This window comes from Sinomicrobium kalidii, from assembly GCF_021183825.1.
GTDB classification, from domain to species: Bacteria; Bacteroidota; Bacteroidia; order Flavobacteriales; family Flavobacteriaceae; genus Sinomicrobium; species Sinomicrobium kalidii.
The window spans coordinates 2,180,127-2,202,945 of record NZ_CP089211.1; the positions used below are offsets into that span (position 1 = coordinate 2,180,127).

At 36.5% G+C, this 22,819-nt stretch carries 19 protein-coding genes; 15 read left to right on the plus strand and 4 right to left on the minus strand.

Translation table 11 applies throughout. The features are described from left to right. Positions 1-43 precede the first annotated feature (43 nt). From LS482_RS08720 to LS482_RS08760, 9 genes are all read left to right on the plus strand, one after another. Positions 44-463, plus strand: a complete 420-nt coding sequence (locus tag LS482_RS08720; RefSeq protein WP_233031394.1) for a very short patch repair endonuclease — start codon at positions 44-46, stop codon at positions 461-463. Further along, positions 460-1,695, plus strand: coding sequence for a DNA cytosine methyltransferase (locus LS482_RS08725; RefSeq protein ID WP_233031395.1), 1,236 nt, complete (start codon positions 460-462; stop codon positions 1,693-1,695). The genes LS482_RS08720 and LS482_RS08725 overlap by 4 nt, the downstream gene beginning before the upstream one ends. After that, complete coding sequence (locus tag LS482_RS08730) at positions 1,685-4,108, plus strand: ATP-binding protein (protein WP_233031396.1); 2,424 nt, start codon at positions 1,685-1,687, stop codon at positions 4,106-4,108. The genes LS482_RS08725 and LS482_RS08730 overlap by 11 nt, the downstream gene beginning before the upstream one ends. Further along, positions 4,101-5,249, plus strand: a complete 1,149-nt coding sequence (locus LS482_RS08735) for a hypothetical protein (RefSeq protein WP_233031397.1) — start codon at positions 4,101-4,103, stop codon at positions 5,247-5,249. Before LS482_RS08730 ends, LS482_RS08735 begins: the two co-directional genes overlap by 8 nt. Continuing rightward, positions 5,236-6,006, plus strand: coding sequence for an HNH endonuclease (locus LS482_RS08740; protein WP_233031398.1), 771 nt, complete (start codon positions 5,236-5,238; stop codon positions 6,004-6,006). Before LS482_RS08735 ends, LS482_RS08740 begins: the two co-directional genes overlap by 14 nt. 100 nt (positions 6,007-6,106) lie before the next feature. Next, complete coding sequence (locus LS482_RS08745) at positions 6,107-6,799, plus strand: hypothetical protein (protein WP_233031399.1); 693 nt, start codon at positions 6,107-6,109, stop codon at positions 6,797-6,799. Positions 6,800-6,965: 166 nt separating this feature from the next. Further along, entirely contained in the window at positions 6,966-8,156 is a 1,191-nt protein-coding gene (locus tag LS482_RS08750; RefSeq protein ID WP_233031400.1) for a PDDEXK-like family protein, read from the plus strand. Beyond that, positions 8,146-8,658: a hypothetical protein gene (locus tag LS482_RS08755; protein WP_233031401.1), complete on the plus strand. Its 513-nt coding sequence runs from the start codon at positions 8,146-8,148 to the stop codon at positions 8,656-8,658. The genes LS482_RS08750 and LS482_RS08755 overlap by 11 nt, the downstream gene beginning before the upstream one ends. 172 nt (positions 8,659-8,830) lie before the next feature. Then, a complete protein-coding gene (locus tag LS482_RS08760; RefSeq protein ID WP_233031402.1) occupies positions 8,831-9,805 on the plus strand; it encodes a hypothetical protein in 975 nt (324 codons plus the stop codon). A gap of 123 nt (positions 9,806-9,928) precedes the next feature. On the opposite strand, the gene LS482_RS08765 is transcribed toward LS482_RS08760, so the two are convergent. From LS482_RS08765 to LS482_RS08775, 3 genes are all read right to left on the minus strand, one after another. Beyond that, positions 9,929-10,852: a hypothetical protein gene (locus tag LS482_RS08765; RefSeq protein WP_233031403.1), complete on the minus strand. Its 924-nt coding sequence runs from the start codon at positions 10,850-10,852 to the stop codon at positions 9,929-9,931. After that, positions 10,830-11,627, minus strand: a complete 798-nt coding sequence (locus LS482_RS08770) for a hypothetical protein (protein ID WP_233031404.1) — start codon at positions 11,625-11,627, stop codon at positions 10,830-10,832. Before LS482_RS08770 ends, LS482_RS08765 begins: the two co-directional genes overlap by 23 nt. 261 nt (positions 11,628-11,888) lie before the next feature. After that, positions 11,889-12,095 carry a hypothetical protein gene (locus tag LS482_RS08775; protein WP_233031405.1) on the minus strand — a complete coding sequence of 69 codons (207 nt, stop codon included), beginning with the start codon at positions 12,093-12,095 and terminating at the stop codon, positions 11,889-11,891. 575 nt (positions 12,096-12,670) lie between these two features. On the opposite strand from LS482_RS08775, the gene LS482_RS08780 reads away from it, so the two are divergent. Beyond that, on the plus strand, positions 12,671-13,738 hold the full coding sequence (locus tag LS482_RS08780; protein ID WP_233031406.1) for a Fic family protein: 1,068 nt from the start codon (positions 12,671-12,673) through the stop codon (positions 13,736-13,738). A 368-nt stretch (positions 13,739-14,106) separates the two neighbouring features. Here LS482_RS08780 and LS482_RS08785 read toward each other — a convergent pair whose 3' ends face one another. Further along, positions 14,107-16,038: a right-handed parallel beta-helix repeat-containing protein gene (locus LS482_RS08785; protein WP_233031407.1), complete on the minus strand. Its 1,932-nt coding sequence runs from the start codon at positions 16,036-16,038 to the stop codon at positions 14,107-14,109. Positions 16,039-16,923: 885 nt separating this feature from the next. On the opposite strand from LS482_RS08785, the gene LS482_RS08790 reads away from it, so the two are divergent. The 5 genes from LS482_RS08790 to LS482_RS08810 all read left to right on the plus strand — a co-directional run bounded on the left by LS482_RS08790 (position 16,924) and on the right by LS482_RS08810 (position 22,747). Beyond that, a complete protein-coding gene (locus LS482_RS08790) occupies positions 16,924-17,889 on the plus strand; it encodes a hypothetical protein (RefSeq protein ID WP_233031408.1) in 966 nt (321 codons plus the stop codon). A 42-nt stretch (positions 17,890-17,931) separates the two neighbouring features. After that, a complete protein-coding gene (locus tag LS482_RS08795) occupies positions 17,932-19,698 on the plus strand; it encodes a heparin lyase I family protein (RefSeq protein WP_233031409.1) in 1,767 nt (588 codons plus the stop codon). A 244-nt stretch (positions 19,699-19,942) separates the two neighbouring features. Next, positions 19,943-20,977 (plus strand): serine hydrolase domain-containing protein, encoded by a 1,035-nt coding sequence (locus LS482_RS08800; protein WP_233031410.1) that lies wholly within the window; start codon positions 19,943-19,945, stop codon positions 20,975-20,977. Between the two features lie 211 nt (positions 20,978-21,188). After that, positions 21,189-21,632, plus strand: coding sequence for an FEKKY domain-containing protein (locus tag LS482_RS08805; protein ID WP_233031411.1), 444 nt, complete (start codon positions 21,189-21,191; stop codon positions 21,630-21,632). Positions 21,633-21,832: 200 nt separating this feature from the next. Then, positions 21,833-22,747, plus strand: coding sequence for a hypothetical protein (locus tag LS482_RS08810; protein ID WP_233031412.1), 915 nt, complete (start codon positions 21,833-21,835; stop codon positions 22,745-22,747). Positions 22,748-22,819: the final 72 nt, after the last annotated feature.

The window sequence follows — 22,819 nt, forward strand, 5'->3', positions numbered from 1 at the left end:
GTAATTTTGCTTTAATTTGTTTGTAAAAACAAAATCTACCCGGATGGCTGATGTACACGATAAAAAGACCCGGAGTTATAATATGAGCCGGATCAAAGGGAAAGATACTAAACCGGAAATCCTGGTGAGGAAATATTTATTTTCTCTGGGGTTCAGATATCGTTTACACGATAAAAATTTTCCCGGAAAGCCCGATCTGGTTTTTCCGAAATACAGAAAAGTTGTTTTTATACACGGATGTTACTGGCACGGTCATGAAGATTGTAAATATTTTGTCCCGCCCAAAACAAAAACGGAATGGTGGTTAAATAAAATCGGTAACAATAAAAAAAGAGATGAACAAAACATTTCCCGGATCAGGGACATGGGGTGGCTCCCCATCATTATTTGGGAATGTGAACTAAAACCCGGTAAACGGGACAAAACATTTGAAAATTTAGTCGAAGAGCTGAAAAAACAATGAGCACCATCAGATACATTGATTTATTTGCCGGAGCCGGGGGCTTATCGGAGGGCTTTCACAGACAGGGATTTAAACCTGTTGCTCATGTGGAATTTGATAAAGCAGCCTGTTTTACTTTAAAAACGAGAGTTGCATATCACTATTTATCTGAGTCCGGACAGGAAGACATATATCATTCTTACCTTAAAGGAGATATTGACAGAAAAGAATTATATAAAGCTGTTCCGGAGAACTTACTAAATACGGTAATCAATGCGGAAATAGGTAAGGATAATCCGGGTGTTTTCAATAAAATAGATAATGTTCTCGGAGAAAACACCGTAGATCTGATTATAGGCGGTCCCCCATGTCAGGCTTACTCTGTTGTAGGGAGGGCTCCGCTGAAACATAAGAAGAATGATGAGCGCACCAGATTATATATACAATATGGCCGGTACTTAAGGAAGTACCGGCCCAAGGTATTTGTTTTTGAAAATGTTCCCGGAATCCTTACGGCCGCGGAAGGCAGTTATTATAGAAACCTGAAAGCTTATTACCGGAGAATCGGTTATGAATTGGATGCTAAGTTGCTGAATGCTTACGATTATGGTGTGGTACAGAACCGGCAAAGGGTAATTATTATAGGTTGGAAAAAAGAACTCGATTGGTCTTATCCTGATATACCGATAGAAAAGCAAAAGTATTACAGAGATATTATTTTTTCTGATTTACCCTCTGTGAGTCCGGGCGAAACAGGAAGAACACATGAATATACTTCAGAATTAAATGGCTACCTGAAACGAAAAGGTATCCGAAACGGAATCGGTTTTGTTGCCCAGCATATTACACGCCCTCATAACGACAATGACCTGGCAATCTATAAACTCGCTATAGAAGAACTTGAAAAAGGAGAGCGTATAAAAAATAACCGGATTCCTGAAACGATGAGAACTCAGAATAATGTTACGGACTTTCTGGACAGATTTAAAGTGGTTGACAAAGAGCCACATACCATGATCGCCCATATAGCTAAGGATGGTCATCATTTTATACACCCCGACAAAGAACAACTACGATCCATTTCAGTAAGGGAAGCTGCCAGAATCCAGTCTTTTCCAGACGATTATTATTTCGAGGGAGTTAAAGAAGATCAGCCAAGAACGGCGGCTTTCAGGCAGATAGGGAATGCTGTTCCGCCGGTAATGGCAGAGAAAATAGCTTTAAGCATAAAGAATTTATTAAATGACAGATAATTCAAAAATAGATAAATATTCCTTTCAGCCTGGTGCTATGTCCATCATTCAGATGGGGGAAGAGTTAATAGGTCATCCAAGTACTGCAATTAATGAATTAGTGAAAAACAGCTATGATGCGGATGCGAAGAAAAGCAAAGTCTATTTTCAGCATTCAGAAAATACAGGTCATAGTTTTGCCATAATCTGTGATGATGGTAACGGCATGGATTCTTCTACTTTATTCGGTAGCTGGCTACAGCCATCCGTTAGTACCAAGCGAACTCCCGGAGCCAAAAGTGAAGTTTACCAAAGAAATCTGCTGGGCAGCAAGGGAATAGGCCGTTTAGCTGCCATGGCTTTGGGAGAAAATGTAACAGTCATCACAAAAGAAGAAAATGAAAAAGAGTATAACTGGATCTCTGTTAACAGAGAAGCTTTTCGGGAAGAAAAATTATTATCAGACATTCATTTCCCAGGGGGTATAATTACTGATTTTCTTTCCCTTTTTTATGACAAAACCCTTCTAAGGGAAAGAATATCCCTTTACCTCGAAAAGGAAGTTAAAGAGGAAAGTGCAGAAGACAAGGATGCTTTAACAGATCAGATTCTGGAAAAGATCATTGCTGACAACAAAGATCACATTATAAAGTTTCTGGAAAACGCCGGACTAACATCCTTCAATAAAGGAACCTTGATAGTCATAGAACGTCTGGATGATGCTGTATTAAAAATATTAAAAAAAGATTTTGACCAGATCGAACTTCCGGATATAAATACCGAACCTTATAAAGATACACGGTTTTATAAAGCTCTCGCCACATTAATAACCCCTTTAAAATTCAATTCCAGAATACAACAGGAACTACTGGAAAAAGGTATTATCAAACAGGAAAAAGTGATTTCCGGAATTGAAAATGAATTTTCTATTGAATATTCTACAAATCTGATACCGGATCAGGAAGATAAAATAGAATGGCTTCCTGTAATTCCTATTCCGGTGCAATCAGTATATGATTACAGGGTTTATGGAAAGGTATCTGAAAAAGGCAATGTTGAAGGTATTATGTCTTTTCAAAGGTTAGAAGAAGATAAACACGAAATAAGTTTTAATCTTGCCGGCAAAGATATTCATGAAGAGAGTAACATCCAGCACAAATTATTTGAAGACGAAAATAACGAAGGCCCCGGAGAATATTATTTTGATATCCGGGTATATGATATAGGAGAAAAAGATAATCTTGAAAAACTGGCAAGAAGTTTAAATCTTAATACAGGGAGTCAATTCAAAAGGGCCTTTAAGAACTTTCAGGGTTTAAGAATTTCCAAAAATGGTTTTGGCGTTAAGCCTTATGGTGAAGAAGTTGAGGATTGGATTGAATTATCCAAGGCCAGGGTTCAGCAACCGGGAAAAAATGTAAACACAAATCAGATCCTGGGATACGTATTTTTTTATTCACCTGATAACGACAACCTGGAAGAAAAAACCAACAGAGAAGGATTCCTTGAAAATAAGGCCTTTCAGGAAGTTAAAGATACTATGAAAGCTATTTTTTCCGAGTTGGGTAAAATAAGATATAACTATCGTTTACTGCAAGGTTTAGGAAGAATTCCAAACAGTAAACATGACAGACCGGACTTCGAGGAATATTTAGCTAAGCTCTATAGCATGGATGCTACTCCTGCTTTAATAAGTTATTCTACCAAGTTCATGAAAGATGTATCCACATCCATGGATAATATTGAAGAATCTCTTTCATTCTCGGAGCGGTTAGCTTCTTTAGGTAGCGGTATAGAATTGGTATATCATGAAATGGCACAACCAATTTCCGGATTAAGGACCACTAAATCTTCTCTGGATCTCAAAAAGGAAAAAATTAATCCTGAGGTAAGAAACAATTTTATCAATGATATTAATCACCTGAATTATGCCACTGATATTTTAGCAGAATTGAGAAAGTCTTTACAACCGGCAATAGGCAGAACCAGGAAGAAAAATTTTTTTCTATATACTACTTTTTTAAAAGTTTGTAATCTCTATAAATCTGATTTTGACGAACACCATATTTCAATTAAGGCCGATGAAAGGCTAAAAGACTATCGTATAAATGATCTTGAATATGCATTCTGGATTGCTTTTCTGAACATTATTAACAATGCTGTTTACTGGTTAAAAAAAGCTGAAAAAGGAGGTGAAATAAGATTCTTAAAAGAAGGAGAACAATTAGTAATAAGTAATTCAGGGCCGTTCCTTAATGAAGAATTAATTGAGCATATTTTTAATTATGGCGTTACTACACGTTCTGAAAAAAATGCTACAGGACTCGGGCTGGCTTTCACTCAAAGCATACTTAGCCGGAATAATTGGGATATCCAGGCAGAAAACCGGGAAGATGGTCCCGCATTCATCATTAAAAAAGCAGAAAATGACTAATGGGGTAATTTTACATCTTGACAATGATTCAAAAATATTAAATCGATCAAAAGACCTTTTTGATCAACAGGGCTTGGGCATCGACTATATTACCTGTGAAACAAAAGAAATATTTGAATCAGCAATCGCCGATAATCAATCCAGTATTAAAGCATTAATCTTTGATTTATTAAGTGAAGAGCCAAGTGCTGATGAACTACAGAAAAAAGACGCTCAGTTTTTGGAAAACCTGCAATCAAGTTTTGCGAAATATAACATTCCTATCTTTATATATAGTGGTTTTCTACAAGCTCTTGAAAATGAATTTGATAATTATGGAACTGTTTTTACTGTAGATAAGGATCAAGGAATTCAGCCTGTTTTTGACAAAATAAAAATGTTATTGGAATCAGGATTTATCGATGTTTTCTGTCCGGGAGGAATTTTAGAAACCGAAATAAAAGAAGAACTTCATAACTCCTTTATTAAACAATTTACCAAAAATGATCAGATAGAAGAAGTCATAAAAAGTATTTCTAAAGCGGCTCAAGAACCTGAGCAACCTTCTGATAGAGTAAAAAAAATCTTTAAAAGAATTGCCATAAAAGCACTTGCTTCTGACTTATTAGCCCCTGTAATTGATAGTAAAGATAAAGTTCATCCTATTGAACATTTCTACAAACGTCAAAGCGAATTACCCGTTTGGACAGGAGATATCTGGAAGCAACAGGAAAAAGAAGAAGCTGTTTTAGTTATGACTCCGAGATGTGACTTCGCAGTCAATAAGGTTGAAAATATTATATTGTGTCAGATTGAATCTGCCCCCAAATTTTCAATGGAAGCAAAACGTGAAAATTTATTAAAAGAACTAAGAAAATACTTAATTGACAATATACATGGTAAAGCTAAAAGATATATTCCGAGTAATGTTTTTTTTCCTGAAGGAGGAATGGTAAATGTATCAAAACATTCAACTATAAATAAAGATCAGTTCGTTAAAGATTATACTTATATAGTTACACTTAGCGATGATCTCACCAATGAGATCATTGGAAAGTTTGCCTATTATTTCCTTAGAACAGGAATAACCAACATTAATGAAAACGAGTTTGAAGCAATTATCAAAGCTCTTAACTCGGAAAACGACAATGACCAAGAATAAAAACTGGACATATGAGGAGCACATATTAGCATTTAATTTATACTGTAAAATACCATTTACAAAAATCAATGCCAACTATGCTCCTGTAAAAGAATTAGCTGGTATCATAGGCCGAACCAATGGAGCAATGGCAATGAAATTAGCAAATTTTGCCCGGCTGGACCCTGCCTTGCAAGCCAGAAATGTTTCCGGCTTAACCCAGGGGGCAAAAGGAGAAGAAGAGGTATGGAATGAATTTCACGGAAACTGGGAAGAATTAGCCTGGCAAAGTGAACAGATTTTAGCCCGGTATAAAGGTATTCCTGTCGAAAAATCCTCGGAAATCAGTATAGACAATATACCCGAAGGTAAAGAAAGAGAGGCAACAGTAAAGAACAGAGTAAATCAATCATTTTTCAGGAAAATGATACTGGCCTCCTATAACTACTCCTGCTGTATTACAGGAATATCTGTACCGGAATTACTGGTTGCAAGTCATATAATCCCCTGGTCTGAAGATAAATTTAACCGGATGAATCCTTCCAATGGTTTGTGCCTTAATTCACTCCATGACTCTGCCTTTGATAAGGGGCTTTTAACTATTACCCCGGATTATAAAATTAAATTATCTCAGAAACTTCTCAACATCACAGATAATACAGCTTCAGGTTTTTTTTTACTATACAATAACAAATCCATTCTGCCATCAACACGGTTTTCGCCAGATCTTGAATTTCTGGAATGGCATAATAAAAATATTTTTAAGGAGCCGTTTTAAACCTTTTATTCTATATTAATATTTAACAGTTTATTAGTTTTGGTCCTTTTCCATGCCTTGCAATCCTAGTCATTATTGATTTATACTACATAATAATCTTATGAATACACCTGATGAACTCAATGTAGTACGTAAGCTTTACTCAAATCAGGATTACCCCAAAACAAGATCACTTTGGAGTCTGATAACAAATGCGTATAGAATGATAAACAGTGTTTACATATTTACAAATTTTGATGAGTATTGCAGACAACTTCGCTCAGATAAACAGGAAGACAAACAGAAGGTTTACTGGAAGGCTTCTTACTACGAAAAATTAATTGATTATATAAAAATTATAACTGCTTTTGAAACACTAAACAAGGCTGTTTTGATAAAAAGAGGGATACTGATTCATAAAATAGATCGCACCTTTAATAAGGAATTATTTAAACAACAATCAGCAGGGAAACCAGTGAAAATATCCGATTTTTATCAGGACGGTTATCCGGACATACCTATACGCGGGAATAGAACAGAGTGTAATGGTTTGGCAAAAAGTATGGCTACTATAAACTTTTCCCATACGCTTAATGAGGAGTATCAGTCTATACTTAATCTGGACAAAAAATTAGTGTATTACCTGAAGGAGATAAACTTAAAACGGAATAGGCTCCATTTATATACTGATTTTCATGGCGCCTTTCATGTTGAACATCATATTGAGAAATGGAGATTTATTAAAGACACGTCCATTTCAGTTATAAAAAAGGAAAAGGATAAAATTGATGAAGAATTAAAAAAAATAAAGTAAGCTTTCAACTGCCCCTCATTTGAGTATAATACTGAAAAAACATCCATGTCTTGTCTGACCTATTTTTCTATCACCCCACTCTGCGAAGTGTTACAGGCACTGCAAATATCTCTGGCTTTGCAGTCTTATTTCAGCATATTTTTACAAGTATTCAATTCAAACCCTTATGAAATATAAAATACTCTTTGATAAAGTAAGAACCATAGTTAAGCACCATACTGAACTTAAACAATTAAAGGGCGAAAATTTTAATGTATTTGATATTCTTAATCTTCAGACTAATGAAGTAAGAACACATTCTGCCTTTTTAGCAGAACTGTTAAATCCGAAAGGTTCTCATTTGATGGGAAGTCTATTTTTGGAGGATTTTTTAGCTATCATCAACCATGATATTAACGGAACAGAAGAGTTTGACATTTCAACAGCATCTGTTCTGGTAGAGGCCTATATAGGCAAGGTTGAAAAAGAAACAGGTGGGCGCATAGATATTTTGTTAACGGATAGTAAGGGAAATACCATCACTATTGAAAATAAAATTGATGCAGGAGACCAGGAGAATCAAATTCTTCGCTATTACAATTACAATGAATCCAAAAACACAGTTTACTATTTAAACAAATACGGGGATGAACCCAGTGAAAACAGTAAGAATGAACTGGAATCCGGTTCCGATTTTCATATTATTAGTTACCGCAATCATATTATATCCTGGCTGGACAAATGCAATGAACTGGCGGCAGATCAGCCTATCCTGAGAGAAAGCATTAAGCAATACAACATCTTAATAAAAAAACTAACGAATACCCTTGAAAACAAACAAGAAATGGAATTGAAAAAACTAATATTAGACAATCTTGAAGAAGCTGAGCTCATAGCACAAAAATATGATTCGGTTTTAGCACGTGTGCGTGAGGATTTCAGAATAGCATTGATAGAAGAACTTACAAATTACCGGGAACAAACAGATAGCTTAAAAAACTATAACATAAAGGCTAACAAAGCCATTAATGCCACATATTCCGGTATTTGGATTCCTCAAACAGAAAACTCCAAAAAAATGTTTGGGGTTTGTGGTTTTAGTGGTAAGGGACATATAAATGGTGATTTTTTTGTAGGATTGTATAATGAGACTGAGCTAGAGAATACAGATTTGAAAGGTATAGATAGTAATAAGAATTGGAGGCATTATAAAGTTTTAACCTGTAATTTTAAAGAGAATCCGGAATGGACTATTAATTGTTCTGACAAGGATTTTCTAAAATATATTGCCAACCCGGAAAACTTAAAACAAGTAGTTAACGAGGTTAAAAAACAAATTATTGATTTTATTGAAAAGTATATTGGTTATGTCAGTTAAACAAGAAGCCTTTATAAATGATGAAATCTGGGTATTAACCTTTGCCGCTGCTTTCCAACGGGCTAATATTTACAAGAAGAATATTCCGGAAGAAAAGAAAAAACAATTTAAAGGGCAATTAAGAGAATTTGTAGAAGATTTGGTTCATGCTCATTACCAAAATCAGACTTTGGATGATACCACTCATGTTGAAAACATAAAATTAGTAAGTGAGGGGTCGAGCAACAGTATTTTAAGAAATGGGAAACTTAATTTTGGTGTCAGTCAAAAACTATTTAATCTGTATTTGAAATACCAATGGTGTTTAAATAAAATTCCAATACCTCCTCACCTTCCCGTAGATAGAATAATTCAGCAGAAATCAGGTCTTAAAGTAATTCCCTGGACACAGATAGAAGATGAAAATGTTTATATGGATATTATAAATGCCGTAAGAAATAAGGCCAATAAAAACTGTCAACCCATTGCAGAATATGAATTAATGTATTTTAAGAGGAGGTAGTTATAATCGTCTTTTTTTGTTGAAAAACCTACTCCGCTCTTCGAAGTGTTGCAAGCTCTGCGAACGTCTCCGACTTCGCAGCTTATTACACGTTAATGAAAAGCCAAGGCATCAAGCCTCCCCTATATGGGGTTGAATTAAAACACTTTAACGTTATTAAGAAGTTACTAATATGAATAAAAAATTACTTTTTCTGTCTCTTTTATGTGGTACTATATCTTTATACAGCCAAACGGACAGTACCAAAATTGCATTCATAGCATATTGGTCCAAAGGAGATAGTTATGACTTTAAAGTTTCGAAAATTCAAAGCACCTGGGAAAATGACATCCTTACCAAGAAGGACTCCTCGCAGTACATTGCAAATTTCGAGGTATTGGATTCCACTAGCGAATCTTATAAGATTCAATGGACTTATAAGAACAAAATTGTGAGCACATTTCAGGAGAAAGCCCGGGAATACTATCAGGACAAGGATGCCGTAAACCATATTATGAGCAAATATGATACTTCAAAAATAATATATAAAACAAACGAGCTGGGAGAGTTTATCCAAATACTTAACTGGCAACAACTAAGTTCAGTGATGAAAGAACTGCTCGACGAAATGGAAAAAAGCTTAGCAATAAAAAGACCTGAAAAGGCAAAGCAATTAAAACAGGCAATGGCCCCCCTGATAGAAATCTACAGCTCCAAGGAAGGGATTGAACAAATAGCTATGAAAGAACTTCAGTATTTTCATTTCCCATTTGGAGTGGAATACGATATTACAACTCCTATTGAATACGAACAGGAATTACCCAGTATGATTGGCGGAGACCCCATAATCGGTAATGCCGTGTTGACATTTGAAGAAGTTGATTTTGAAAACGCCTACTGTGTATTAAAAGAAGAAGTGTTTCTGAATCCCGAGGAAACAAAACGCCAAACCACTAAACTTTTAAATAAAATGGGACTCAACGATTCTCAAGTAACTGAGGTCATGGAAAATGCAGTTTTTGATGTCAGGGATTTAAGCTACTATCAATACTTCTACTATCCCGGAGTTCCATACTATGTGCACAGCAGTCGAAACGTTATATTAAATATGGAAAAAACAGACTATAAGAGAATTGACGAAGTATCCCTCGAATTGATTTATGAATAGTTTTTGCTGGTTCCCGCCGCCCGAATCCTGAAACTATAGGCTTACCCTGCTCTTCGAAGTCTTGCAGGCCCCGGTCCTCGTTTGAGCCTGGTGGAAGCGAGCCCCGGATGGTATACATTATTTTTACTGCAACACAGGGACTTCCATATAAAAGGCAGTCATTCCAATATAGTTGGTGGTAGCATTTAGTTTTTTGGTTAGTATCTTTTCTATGGTGGTCACCGGGGCATCCGGGACGTTAAAGGAACAAATACACCTTACACGCTTGCCATTGTAGTTAAAAATAAGGCCTTCGGTGGGCGTGTCGGGGTATTGTTGGGCAAGGGCGATTTGTATAGCTTGGAGGGTTTGATTGAGTTCTTTTGTGTGAATATTATCTTCCTCATCCCGGTCATAAGTAGCATCTGCCTGACCTATGGACTTACGGCCAGGCCTTAATATACGGGCAGAAGTCATTTTTACAGCTTTTTTTTCCGGTGTACGTACCTCGATTTGATGGTATCTTTTGAGTGCACAATCATACTCAGATATAGCATATACCAGGATGATGTCAAAATTTTTATCCATAAACAGGTATTTCCAAAAAGGCACCTCTCTAAATACAATATTGGCAACATTATTAGTAAGCTCTTCACCATCACCGGTATTAAATGGAAGATTTTTTAGTTTTCCATCGCTCCTATCCGGCCCGTAGGAATACAACTGATATTCTACATAACTTCTTTTTAAGGTATCATCCTCCACATCTACAGTATCGATCTTTATATTATAGCCGTATTTTTCTATAAACTGTGTTTTCCCTTCACGTTCATTGTGAATATCTTCCAGGATTTCCGCCATTTCCTTTTTATTGCGAGGCCATACTTCTCCATATTCGTCATGGCTGTCCGTGATATCCAGTATAATATCATCCTCGACAAAAGAAGACTTATAATCCTCTAAATAGTTTTGTAAATCCATGTACCGGTAATACTGGTATCCTAAAAAGAATAGTATTAGCACGGTTAAAATTACCAGGCCTGTTTTAATACCCTTTATATTCTTCATTAAACAACTCTTTATACACTTGTTTAAATGCTGTCTTATCCTCGATTTTTATTATAATTGTTGGTTTGTCTTGTTTTCCATAGAATTCAAACCAATTATATCTTGAATTATCCCTTTTTTCATCATATTTAATATGGTGTATGGTATTACTGTAGCCTTTTGGTGGTGGACTTACTCGCACGTACGCTTTAAATATTGTCTCCTCATATTCAACTTGCATTTCTACCTCATAAACGCCATCCTCTATTCCAAAACTGGAACGATTTGAACCGTAGTATTGACCACTTCCCCTATTACCTAAATCAATAGGCTCGAAATTATTGTTTACGCTGTCTACTCTATTTTTTATGGCATCAAATATTTTTCCCAGCAATTTCTTCAAATCTTCATTCCGTGCACTATAAAACGAATCCTTATCTATATCCGGAGCCCCTATATATTTACGGTACAACCTGCTTATGCCATTTGAAGCACTGTTTTGATAGTCTTTCCATACGTCACCCTCACTTGGCCCCACGTAATCAAAACCATGAGGGGTATTTTCTTCTGAAGTAACATCTTCTTTCCAAACGTATCGGCCGGTTTTTTTCTCCTTAGTCCAGTCGAACGGTTCTTCTCCCCTGGTATTTTTAAAGGGCATATCAATTAGGGAATCTTCGCCAGGAATATCAGGGATTCGTTTAACATGAAAGTGAAGATCTATATCCATACCCGTTGTTCGGTGCATCTCTAACCAGCTTTCAATGTCCTTTATGGAGTGTACAGTAAATTCCATAATTCTTTTAGATTTACAAGGGGTAGTATCAGCTCATAAATATAAAGATTTTTCTGATATGAAGTAAGAATTCCCGAGACATTGCCCCTACTGGTCCTCGTTTGAGCCTGGCATAAACGAGAGCCCATTGTATAATGCGTTTACTTCGATAAGCAGCACAGGTGTAACGCATGAAAAAGGTTATGCCAAGATAGTACTGTTTACCTCCTTCTCGCATAACCTTAATAGCATATTTGCAACCCGGTAAAAATGCAGGCTATATCACCCGGTATGGCATGCTTCGGAGCAATGAAGACATCCGTTTACCTGGTCGTAATGTTTCCGGGCCTCTCTTACGGCACTATGGCAGTTGTCGTGGAAGCCCAGGTAAATCCTGTTTTCTGTGAGAGGCAACCAATTACACTCCTCTTTATGCACTTCATGGTCTCCGTTGGGTTGGGCGTTTTTGTTTACATAATACTTTGGCATGGTTTTGTTTTTTTAAAGTTTGTTTTCAAACATAAAACCATTATTTGTCATTTCTTTGCGGAAAACCGCAACGCATTTTCTTACACTGCGTATTAAAACTTTGAAATCTGTTCTCATAACATGTTTAGAACCATCCCACAACCGAAAGGATCAGGATTGTGTATCTTTGGTAATACACAATATTGAAAGCACATTGATGAAAATTTACTATCCGCAGTTTTATGCACTTCCTTTTTGGTATCCGGGCAGGAATTTAATTTTGGCATTTGCCATACCCTACCCGGGGCATATAAGTGAATGTATAGCACGGGAAAGCGGGATTGTGTATATTTATTGGCAACCATTAAAAAAGACGACAGGTTAAAAACCCCGCTCTTCGAAGTCTTGCAGGCTCAAACTCGCTCCAACAACAAATGCATTCCAAAAAGAAATTGGCCAATAGGGGTGTAAAGGTTATATTTGGGTAACTTAACGTTTAAAGAATAATCCATATGCCCGAATCTAAAACACGGAATATAAACTCCTGTTTAGTATGAGGTAGTAAGAGTATGGTCAAACCAAATAAACAGGTAATCATGAAAAATACCTTACCCTTATTGCCCCCGCAGGCAGATATAGAAACGTCAAAAATTTTAAAGCAACTGGCAAAATCGCACCGCTTTCTCGCCGAGTTGAAGGGAACTTCTAAAACCATTCCTAATGAAAATATTTTAATAGATACTTTAACCCTTCAGGAAGCAAAGGACAGCAGCGAAATAGAAAATATAGTAACCACACACGATGATCTGTATAAAGAAAACATCTTTATAGAGAGTAAAAGTGCAGCAGCCAAAGAGGTATATAATTATGCAAGAGGATTAAAGCTGGGATTTCAGGTCGTTCGGAAAGAAAAATTGTTGCTCAATAAACACATACTGGCCATTCAAAAAGAACTCATGGAGAATAATGCGGGTTTCCGGACGCAGGCAGGAACAATACTTAAAAACTCGTTGGGAAAGGTGGTGTACACCCCGCCGCAGGATACCAGGGAAATACTGGATTTAATGGCAAACCTGGAAAAGTTTATTAATGATAATGAATTTTCAGACCTCGACCCTTTGATTAAAATGGCTCTAATCCACTACCAGTTTGAAAGTATCCACCCTTTTTATGACGGTAATGGGCGTACGGGGAGAATAATAAACATATTGTATTTGGTACAGCAGGGGTTACTGGACATCCCGGTATTGTATTTAAGTCGGTATATTACCCGGAACAAACCGGAGTATTATCGGGTACTGCAGCAGGTAAGAGATAAAAACGGCTGGGAAAATATGGTTATGTATTTACTCAAAGGCGTTGAGGTTACTGCTATGCAGACCATAGTCCTTATTACGAAAATTAAAAACTTGATGCAGGATTATAAAACAAGGTTAAGAACTGAACTACCTAAAATATACAGCCAGGATTTATTGAATATCATGTTTAAAAGCCCTTATACTAAAACCGACTTTTTGGAAACAGAATTAAGGATAAGCAAACGAACTGCCCTGAATTATTTGGATACCGTTTCGGAAATAGGTTTGTTGGAAAAGATAAAGGCTGGAAAATCAAATTATTACATCAACACCAATTTGATTGACGTACTGGTTAATGAGCTATAACGAAAAAAAGTGTGAAAATTTTCCACGTTAAGTAATACGTGGAAAAAAAACGAAGAAATTTTCCACGTTAAACAATACGTGGAAATAATGATGCATCGAAATGAGACTCAACTGATCCCCCGCGCTGCAAAGTGTATGCTGAAAGCGCTGCGAATGTCTCCGACTTCGCAGCCTATTACACGTCAATGACAAGCCAAGGCATCCCCTATTACAACTTATCAGAATTAGCAGACACTCATAAATTCACAACACCCCTATTCTCTCAACTTGGAATCAGTAGCCAAATAAAACAGCCTTCTGCTATAAACTCAACATTTTCTCCATATTAACCTTTAGATTCGGGTATTCCTCATTTTTCTCCTAAATTATCAGAATACTACCCATTGTGCATTCGTCCCTGTGCCGCTCTTGATACATAAATAACCATTAAAAGATGTCGAATCTGTCAAATCATTATATATTCTGTCTCCTTTGTTCCATACACCGGTAGAGGGCTTACTCCCCCCAATAAACTCCCGCACTAATTGGTTTGTATTAGGAACTATACGTGTATCTATAATCATAGGCGACATTCCTGTCTGAAAAAGACCTGCTTGCCCGGACGCCATGTTTCCTTTAAATCGAAAAACCACTCCATAAGAATGTTGATTTCCTATGGAATAAGCTGAATGTCTCGAATACTTCACACTATTTCCTTCTATAATAGTACCCCTTGCATTTTCATTTATTCGAATCCCCCACAATTGTGTTTCACCCTCTTTTCCTATTACATTATTTAATATTCTACTATTCTCACTATTGCCAATATAGATACCGGAAAACCTATCTCCTTTTTTTCCATTATGATATATTTTTACATTTTGAATAACACAATCCGCAGGAGGAATGCTGTTATCAATTTTTATCCCATGAGCAGAACTATTGATATAAAGTCCGTTATCGATTATTAAACCAGAAACATTTTTGCCCGTATTAATACCATAAGTAAAACCATCCATTTTACAATTATTGATTACAGTATTTGTGTTATTGGCTACAATTATTCCTTCTTTTTCATTGCCTTCCGAGGCCTTTCCCATAACATTAACCAAGGTTGGACCGGTTAATAAATCCCCTCCTTCTACCTTGCTAGGCATACAATCAATTTTTACAACACGCCCGTAAGCTCTTTTTATACTACAGTTTTCAAAATAAATTCCTTTATTAATGAAATTCATAATGTCACTTTCTGCAACATATAAATTGCCATAATCGCCGGCAAACACATTAATCATACCATCATGCCAATGAGTTTCCTCTATTTGTACATTGGATACCTTAACATTATAAGCTCCCGATATAAATATCCCAGCCGCATCTTTAATTTTATTTTCGTTAGAAACATCTTTGTCAAGCGTCATAACTCCAAACTTGATATTATCTATTGTAATGTTATGCGGATGATAAGTCTTCGGGTTGTCCGTACTTACAGAATCCGAGCCTCCCCAATGAATCAATATACCTCTCCCCAAAAATTCACTATCCGGAAAGAAAATATTTTGTATTGTGATCTCGTTACTATCTCCAGTAATAAATATCCCGTTACCGCTTTTTCTATTAGTGACAACGGTAAGATTTTTCAGCATAACATTGTGATAACCTCCCCCTTTCGGATAGTTTCCAACAACTATCGGACATTGATAATTTCCTGCGTAACTACTCGATTGGCCACCCGAGTATTCAATGGTGCCATTCTCTACGGATGAATTATTTTTCATTCTCAAACACTCATCCCTTCCTTCAAATTGGAATGTTAATATCGCTTTATTCAAAGCTATATTACAGTTCTCGACATCCAATGCTTTCTTTAAAATATATTCGCCATAAGTCATACTAACAGTATTATTAGTAAGGTTTATGGCTTTCTGAATTGCATGCGAATCATCCTCATCATCGTTAATATTGCTACCAAACCATTCGGGATAAGTTATATCGTTTCTCAATTTCCCTGAAAAATTGTTTCCCTTTATAATTTGAAATTTCCCTGCATCGATAAATGTCCCCTCAAAAAATAAATCTCCCGATTCTTCTATAATGAGCTTATTACCTTTAAAAAACTTTAAGACCTTATCGGAAGGAAATACTATTGCTTTTGTAACGGATATATTAGTTTTAAAAGTAATGGTTCCTATTAAAGGATTCCCCAAGGCACTTTGCAGGTCGTTTTCTGTGCTACCATTGGTTAAAAAGGCTTCGTTTTCCTGGGCAAAAGAGATTTGCACAACAATAAGTATAAAACATTGGATAAACTTTTTCATCATTCCTTTTTATTTTTAAAATACTTCTTTTTCTTTATATATTGAAAACTATGTGTGTTAATTTAAAAACAACACGAAATTTGTAGTTCTTATGGATAAAGTCCCGAAATGGAACGTTAGCTTTTACAGAGAGGAAGAAAAAGTGTAGCCTTACCCAATCTAAGACACTGCTAAATTCAATAATTTTTCATTTATATCATAACCCCAACTGGTCCTCGTTTGAACTCAATATCGAAAAAACATCCATGAAAAATCTACTATCCGCAGTTTTATTCCCTTCCTTTTTGGTATCCGGGCAGGGATTTAATTTTGGTATTTGCCATGCCCTACCCGGGGCATATAAGTGAATGTATAGCACGAAAAAGAGGGATTGTGTATATTTATGTGTTGAACAACACATAAAACGGACGGCAAAAACAAATGAAAGTTTACGGAAAATGTAAAAATTGCAAAACTGAAATCGGATATTTTACAAGTACGCATACAAGAGTTGAATTTGCAATGCAAGACGGAAAAAAAAGCGCTGAATTGTAAGAATTGCGGAACAACAACGGAATTTCATGTTGATGAATTATTTACGAAAGCATCAAAAATTGCTCAAATAGGAGCGGGACTGATTTTTTTAATCGGAACACCGTTAATATTCTTCTTCGTGAACCCGATATTTACCGGAAGCAGGAATCATTATGTGATTTATATTGTTGGCGGATTTTTGCTCATACCCGTAATAGTTTACGGAATTATAAAAAAACAAGACCGAATGAGGGTGAATTCATTTAACAGAAGTAAACTGAAAGGAAGAATTCATAATCCCGGATAAAAAATGCGTTGTACAATAACTAAGTGTACCAACTGCTCCTCGTTTAAGTATAATACCGAAAAAAATCCATGAAAAATCTATTATTCGCCGTTTTATTCCTCTCCGCTTCCGTATCCGGGCAGGAATTTAATTTTGACATCTACCATACTTCGCTCCGGGACTATCTGCGGATGGAAGAAAAACTGGGAAGTGAACGCATACCCACCACATCAAACCATGTTTCCTTTAGCGGAGATGCCCAGCCTATTAAATTCCAACGAAAGGAAAATGAGCTCCCCGACTTAATCGTGTACTATTTTTTTAAGGAAAAGGACAGCAGCATGTCGTCTGTTCGGTATGAATGGGATGTGTACAACTTTGAGAAAAAAGAGAATAACCGTAAAAACAAAAAGTTTCAAAAGGCTTTAATCAAAAAATACCGTGCCCTGGAAAAGGAGATCACGGGTTTATACGGGGCATCCGAAACTGAAGGCGACCTCTCTGATCTAAGCAAAGCTGAAACGGATGGCGGACTGAAAAAGAAAAATACCTGGCGGCCCAATGATAGTACGGAAATTGAAATGTACACGGCCATTTCTAATTTTTACCGGAAAAAAGGTATGGTCACCACCAACCCTACGCATCGTATCCGGCTTTATATACGCAAGATCAAAAAAGACAAAAAGGAAATCCCGAAATTAGACAGTACCAGGGTAACTACTTTAGACCGTATTGCAAAAGATTTCTTCCATGCCTTACAGGCTAAAAACATGGAGCAATCTAAAGTATATCTGTCCGGTTTAATTGTGCAACAGGTCACCGATGCGCAATTGTATAGCATCACCGATAATTTTAACCTGGAAAAAGAAACGGAATTGATGTATAGCGGCGTGCAACTGGCACCGAATGGAAGCACCTACACACTGCTTCAGTATAAACACGCCGATGACACCTCAACCCCACCCGGTGCACTGATAAGGGTAATTTTTGATGAGAAAGATAAAATTGCGGGGGTGCAGCCTGTTCAATTGCAGGGGAAAATATCGGATAAATAAGATAACCCCCTACACATACCCTTGCTTTCATATGACTGAAAAATGAACACTACGAAAAATAAGATGTTTCATAAGCTATCGTTTTTTATTATATTCCTTACAGGGACCAATGTCATATCTCAGGTCGCAATCCCCTATCATCAAGGTTTTGAGAATAATTCTTTTTACACGGACAGTAATATCTATATGGATATTGCCGGTCCAAGGTATCCCAATGGTTCTGTTTACCCAATTACACAGCAGCAGGTTATAACAGATGGTGAGGGTTACAGCTGGGAATTAAGTCCCAATCATCAATCTGGTAATAAGAGTTTGAGATTAACAATACATCGAGAAGATCATCCGCATAATGCAGTAAGTCCAAAATCCAGAGCAGAATTCAGTATAAGGTCTAAAGCTGAAAAAGGAGATACTTTTTTTTACAGTTGGCGTTTTTTTGTTCCATCCAATGAAGAATTTGAAGATCATTCTGATGGCTGGAATATAATAGGACAATTTTGGGAGACTAATAAAATATTATCTATAGAATATGTTGACAACCCCTCTTCTGTAAGTTTGTCCCGAAAATTACTTTTCCTGCTTTATGATCCGAAAGAGAAGAAACATTCTCGTATTCATATAGAAGATGGAATTACCAAAGGGGAATGGAACGAACTTGTATTAAAAATTCATTGGTCCAACCGAGATTCTATTTCCAATCCCGATAATTACGGATATCTGAATATATGGATCAATAATAAACCTGTAGTTTCTCACAGATATGTCTATGGAAATAATGATGATGTTCACAATTATTTCTGTAACTTATCTGAAGATAACGAAATTTCTCCCAGTCAATTTCACTTCCGGAATATTCACAAAGAAAATAGCTCAATAAGCAACCACAATATAAAATTCGGACAATACAGAGCTAACCAATTTGGTACTAATTCTATTTATTTTGATGATTTAAAAATCACGGAAATATTTCCTGATAATTCTACCAGGATTAGGAAGGAATATTGCGCCAATAGTATTCCGCTGGATAATCGTATTTTGAAAATATACCCGATACCGGGTGCTACGGAATACATAGCCCAATTTGAACATGATGGAATTTTCGAATATGCTGGAATGGGGAATTCCACAACTCTTAATCTAGATTATGTTGACTTTCTGATCGGTGGAAGAACTTATAATGTAAGTATCAGAGCGGTCGGAGTTAAAAACAGTAGATATGGAAAAAGTTGCTCAATCACCATTCCTTCCTCTACCAAATTGAAAAAAGAATATTGTGACATTACAGTTTCTGCAGATCATCAGGTTTTAGAAGTATATAAAATCCCCGGCGCTACCGAATATATTGCTCGATTCGAAACTTCAGGTATTGTAAATTATGCAGGAATGGGGAATTCTACAACATTAAATTTAAATTATATTAACTTTCTCGTCCCCGGCAAAACCTATAATGTGAGAATTAGGGCTGCTGGAGCAGAAAGTAGCACTTATGGGGAAAGTTGTTCTATTACACTTCCATCTCTATCATCAGAGTTAATTGTTGATTTAGAAAATAGTAGAAATCGGAATATAAAAGAAGAAAATGCGTTTATTGTATATCCAAACCCCTTTACACATGAAATAAATATTAAAGGAATTACAAATCTGAAAAAGTATAAAATTTTTGATGCTAAAGGGCAGTTAATTCTAGATAAGGAAACAGATAAAAACAATATAGATCTCAGACACCTCCCCGATGGGATCTATGTTTTATATACCTACGACGCCGCAGGTTTCAGTAAAAAGGTAGTTAAAATCATCAAAAGACAATGATAAACGAGCCTACAAGGGTTTTAAAAAACAGTTACTTTAGCAGTTAAAGAAAAATTGACGCGGATTACGAAAAATTAGACGCGCTCCGCGAATAAAAAGCCGGTCCTAACTCCTATCCGGGCAGGAATTTAATTTTGGTATTTGCCATACCCTACCCGGGGAATATAAGTGAATGCATAGCACGGGAAAGCGGGATTGTGTATATTTATGTGTTGGGCATTATTAAGAAAACTGAATAAATCGAATGAAATTAAATATTTTAGGACTTGCAATACTACTTCTAACCATTTCTTGCAAAATTGTAAAAACACCGGAAAGTCAAAATATTAACCCTATATCATCTAAAATAGATTCAATAGCCGAAGTTAATAACTTCAATGGTGTAATTCTGTTGGCAAAAGATTCCGTCTTACAATATGAAAAAGCGTTTGGATATTCTGACCTGGAAAATAAAATCGAACTAAATATTACTGACCAATTTTATATTGGTTCTATAAGCAAGCAAATTACAGCCGTATTAGTTCTTCGAGAATACGAAAATGGTACTCTTAATTTAACAGATAAACTAAACAAATACCTGCCTGAAATAAATCAACCGTGGGCAGATGAAGTAACTATACACCATTTATTAACGCATACACATGGCATTGTTGCTATTAATAAGCCATTGGAGTTTGAGCCTGGAACACAATTTCAATACTCTCAAATAGGATTTGGATTACTGGCTCAAATACTCGAAAAAATAAAAGAAAAATCATTTGAAGAAATAACAACAGAATTTTTTACAGCATACAACCTGATCAATACCTATCATCCGGGCACTAAAAATTATTCGGATTTAGTAAAAGGATATGAAGAAAACGAAGCAGGAAAGCTACTGATTGCCGAAGGTAATCCCGTAAAATATATAGCAGCAGGAGGATTTATATCAAATGTGGAGGATTTGCTAAAATGGAATAAACTGTTGCATTCGGGAAGATTGGTTAAAACAAGCACTTTAGATCTAATGAGGACTCCATATGCAACGAGGGTCCATCCGATATTTGATAAAATAGAATATGGCTATGGATTACTCTTTAAGGACGGAGAACAAAATGTTCAGATAGGGGCATTTGGCTATGTGCCAGGTTTTCCTACGGCAAATTATTTTTATCCTCAATCTGGAATTAATTTAATTATTTTGGAAAACATTGGAGTAAATTTGAATGATTTTAAAGTAACTTTTAAAACACATACAGATTTAATGGATTTAATAAAAAACGAACGGCCAGTCGAGTAAACGGCTCCCCCAACTGGTCCTTGTTTGAGCACAACATCGAAAAAACATCAATGAAAAATCTACTATTCGCAGTTTTATTCACTTCCTTTTTTGGTATCCGGTGCAGGAATTAAATTTTGGTATTTGCCATACCCTACCCAGGGCATATAAGTGAATGTATAGCACGGAAAGGAGGGATTGTGTATATTTAGGGTACCAAGCAATATGTTAAATGAAAAATAGCGTTCCTGTATTCCTGTACTTTTTAGCGTTGGCTACTTTTGGGCAAACGCATGGAAATAACAGCCAAACCGTATTAGAAAAACCAGAAGAACAAGCGGTGGAGCAACGCCATAATGCCGGGCCATCGTCGTTGACATTTGTATCGGATGAAAACAAAGCCAGGCAACTGGCGGAATCCGATATAAAAAACGGAACCCCATTCTTGTTGCTTATGGGAGGCATTGCCCCGGTAATCGTAGAAACCGGCCCTGAATTTGAAAAGAAATACGGCGTGTTTTTTTATGAATACGGCTGTACCGGCCCGGAGGATAAAGTTTTAACCGCCTATAACGAAACCGTTTTTGATTTTCTGGCCGACAAGTTTGGCAAGCAATGGATGAGAGAAATCCGGGATGATGTTATAGGTTTAAAAGCCTGGAAAAGGAAGGGATGATATAGCCCTATCGAAGCAATTCGGGCAGCAAAGCCTTCCCGGACATATAGCTACAGACCATTTGTAAACCGGAATAATGAACAAGAAGAATTATAAACTAAAAACGGACCCCCCGTGCGCGATTGTATCGCGTTCCCAAGAACTACAGAGACAAAGGAGGCTGTGCATAGTTTGCAAACCGTTACCAAACATTTAACAAAATGATGAGAAATAACAACTTTATAGTTGCAATACTTGTATTGGCCCTATTTTTAAATGCGTGCAATACCAAAAAACAAAGCACAAAAAACAGTGATTCACAGGTTATAGAAAGCCCTTATTTAGGCCAAAAGCCACCAGGTTTAATTCCCGAAGTTTTTGCCCCGGGCATTATTTCGACAGAAGCGTATTTTGAAGCTGGCGGTACGTTTTCACCAGATATGAAGGAGTTCTATTTCGTTAGGCAAGGTGGAAAATATGAAAAACGCACACCGCTTGTTATTCGATATGAAAATCATAGTTGGGGAAACGAAACTGTGACCGATATAATACACCCATTCTTTTCTAAGGATGGTAATATTATGTACCGTGGAAATACATATCGGGAACGAACCGACACTGGTTGGTCAGATATAAAAAACCTTGGAGCACCTTTCAAAGACTTCCGCATTATGGGGCTCTCGGTTTCATCTAAAGGAACATACTATTTTGATGAGGCAAGTAAGATAGGCACTATTCGCTATTCACGATTAATAAACGGCAAACATGAAGAGCCACAAAAAGTGAGTAAGGAGATTAACACAGGGAAATGGATCGCCCACCCCTTCATTGCCCCGGATGAATCTTATTTAATGTGGGATGCTCAGAAAGAAGATGGATATGGTGATAACGACTTGTATATTAGTTTTCGCCAGAAAGATGGTTCATGGGGAACAGCAATTAACATGGGAAATAAGATAAATACAGCACTCCAGGAAAATGGTGCACACGTGACACCCGATGGAAAATATCTGTTTTTTTGGAGGGGATATGAAAAGGTTAGAGAAGATGGAAGTACTTATTGGATAGGAAGCATTTATTGGGGAGATTTTATTCAGCTAAAAAAAGAACTTCTTGAGAATAAAAACATCAATTAGCAACCAAATGGTCCTCGTTTGAGCACTGCGGAAACGGGAATCTAACATATAAAATCATTTTTAACGCTTACC

Excerpts from the sequence above, each read along its gene's own strand:
- LS482_RS08720 (WP_233031394.1), top strand. The coding sequence starts at position 44 with ATGGCTGATGTACACGATAAAAAGACCCGGAGTTATAATATGAGCCGG.
- LS482_RS08725 (WP_233031395.1), top strand. The coding sequence starts at position 460 with ATGAGCACCATCAGATACATTGATTTATTTGCCGGAGCCGGGGGCTTA.
- LS482_RS08730 (WP_233031396.1), top strand. The coding sequence starts at position 1,685 with ATGACAGATAATTCAAAAATAGATAAATATTCCTTTCAGCCTGGTGCT.
- LS482_RS08735 (WP_233031397.1), top strand. The coding sequence starts at position 4,101 with ATGACTAATGGGGTAATTTTACATCTTGACAATGATTCAAAAATATTA.
- LS482_RS08740 (WP_233031398.1), top strand. The coding sequence starts at position 5,236 with ATGACCAAGAATAAAAACTGGACATATGAGGAGCACATATTAGCATTT.
- LS482_RS08745 (WP_233031399.1), top strand. The coding sequence starts at position 6,107 with ATGAATACACCTGATGAACTCAATGTAGTACGTAAGCTTTACTCAAAT.
- LS482_RS08750 (WP_233031400.1), top strand. The coding sequence starts at position 6,966 with ATGAAATATAAAATACTCTTTGATAAAGTAAGAACCATAGTTAAGCAC.
- LS482_RS08755 (WP_233031401.1), top strand. The coding sequence starts at position 8,146 with ATGTCAGTTAAACAAGAAGCCTTTATAAATGATGAAATCTGGGTATTA.
- LS482_RS08760 (WP_233031402.1), top strand. The coding sequence starts at position 8,831 with ATGAATAAAAAATTACTTTTTCTGTCTCTTTTATGTGGTACTATATCT.
- LS482_RS08765 (WP_233031403.1), bottom strand. The coding sequence starts at position 10,852 with ATGAAGAATATAAAGGGTATTAAAACAGGCCTGGTAATTTTAACCGTG.
- LS482_RS08770 (WP_233031404.1), bottom strand. The coding sequence starts at position 11,627 with ATGGAATTTACTGTACACTCCATAAAGGACATTGAAAGCTGGTTAGAG.
- LS482_RS08775 (WP_233031405.1), bottom strand. The coding sequence starts at position 12,095 with ATGCCAAAGTATTATGTAAACAAAAACGCCCAACCCAACGGAGACCAT.
- LS482_RS08780 (WP_233031406.1), top strand. The coding sequence starts at position 12,671 with ATGAAAAATACCTTACCCTTATTGCCCCCGCAGGCAGATATAGAAACG.
- LS482_RS08785 (WP_233031407.1), bottom strand. The coding sequence starts at position 16,038 with ATGATGAAAAAGTTTATCCAATGTTTTATACTTATTGTTGTGCAAATC.
- LS482_RS08790 (WP_233031408.1), top strand. The coding sequence starts at position 16,924 with ATGAAAAATCTATTATTCGCCGTTTTATTCCTCTCCGCTTCCGTATCC.
- LS482_RS08795 (WP_233031409.1), top strand. The coding sequence starts at position 17,932 with ATGAACACTACGAAAAATAAGATGTTTCATAAGCTATCGTTTTTTATT.
- LS482_RS08800 (WP_233031410.1), top strand. The coding sequence starts at position 19,943 with ATGAAATTAAATATTTTAGGACTTGCAATACTACTTCTAACCATTTCT.
- LS482_RS08805 (WP_233031411.1), top strand. The coding sequence starts at position 21,189 with ATGAAAAATAGCGTTCCTGTATTCCTGTACTTTTTAGCGTTGGCTACT.
- LS482_RS08810 (WP_233031412.1), top strand. The coding sequence starts at position 21,833 with ATGATGAGAAATAACAACTTTATAGTTGCAATACTTGTATTGGCCCTA.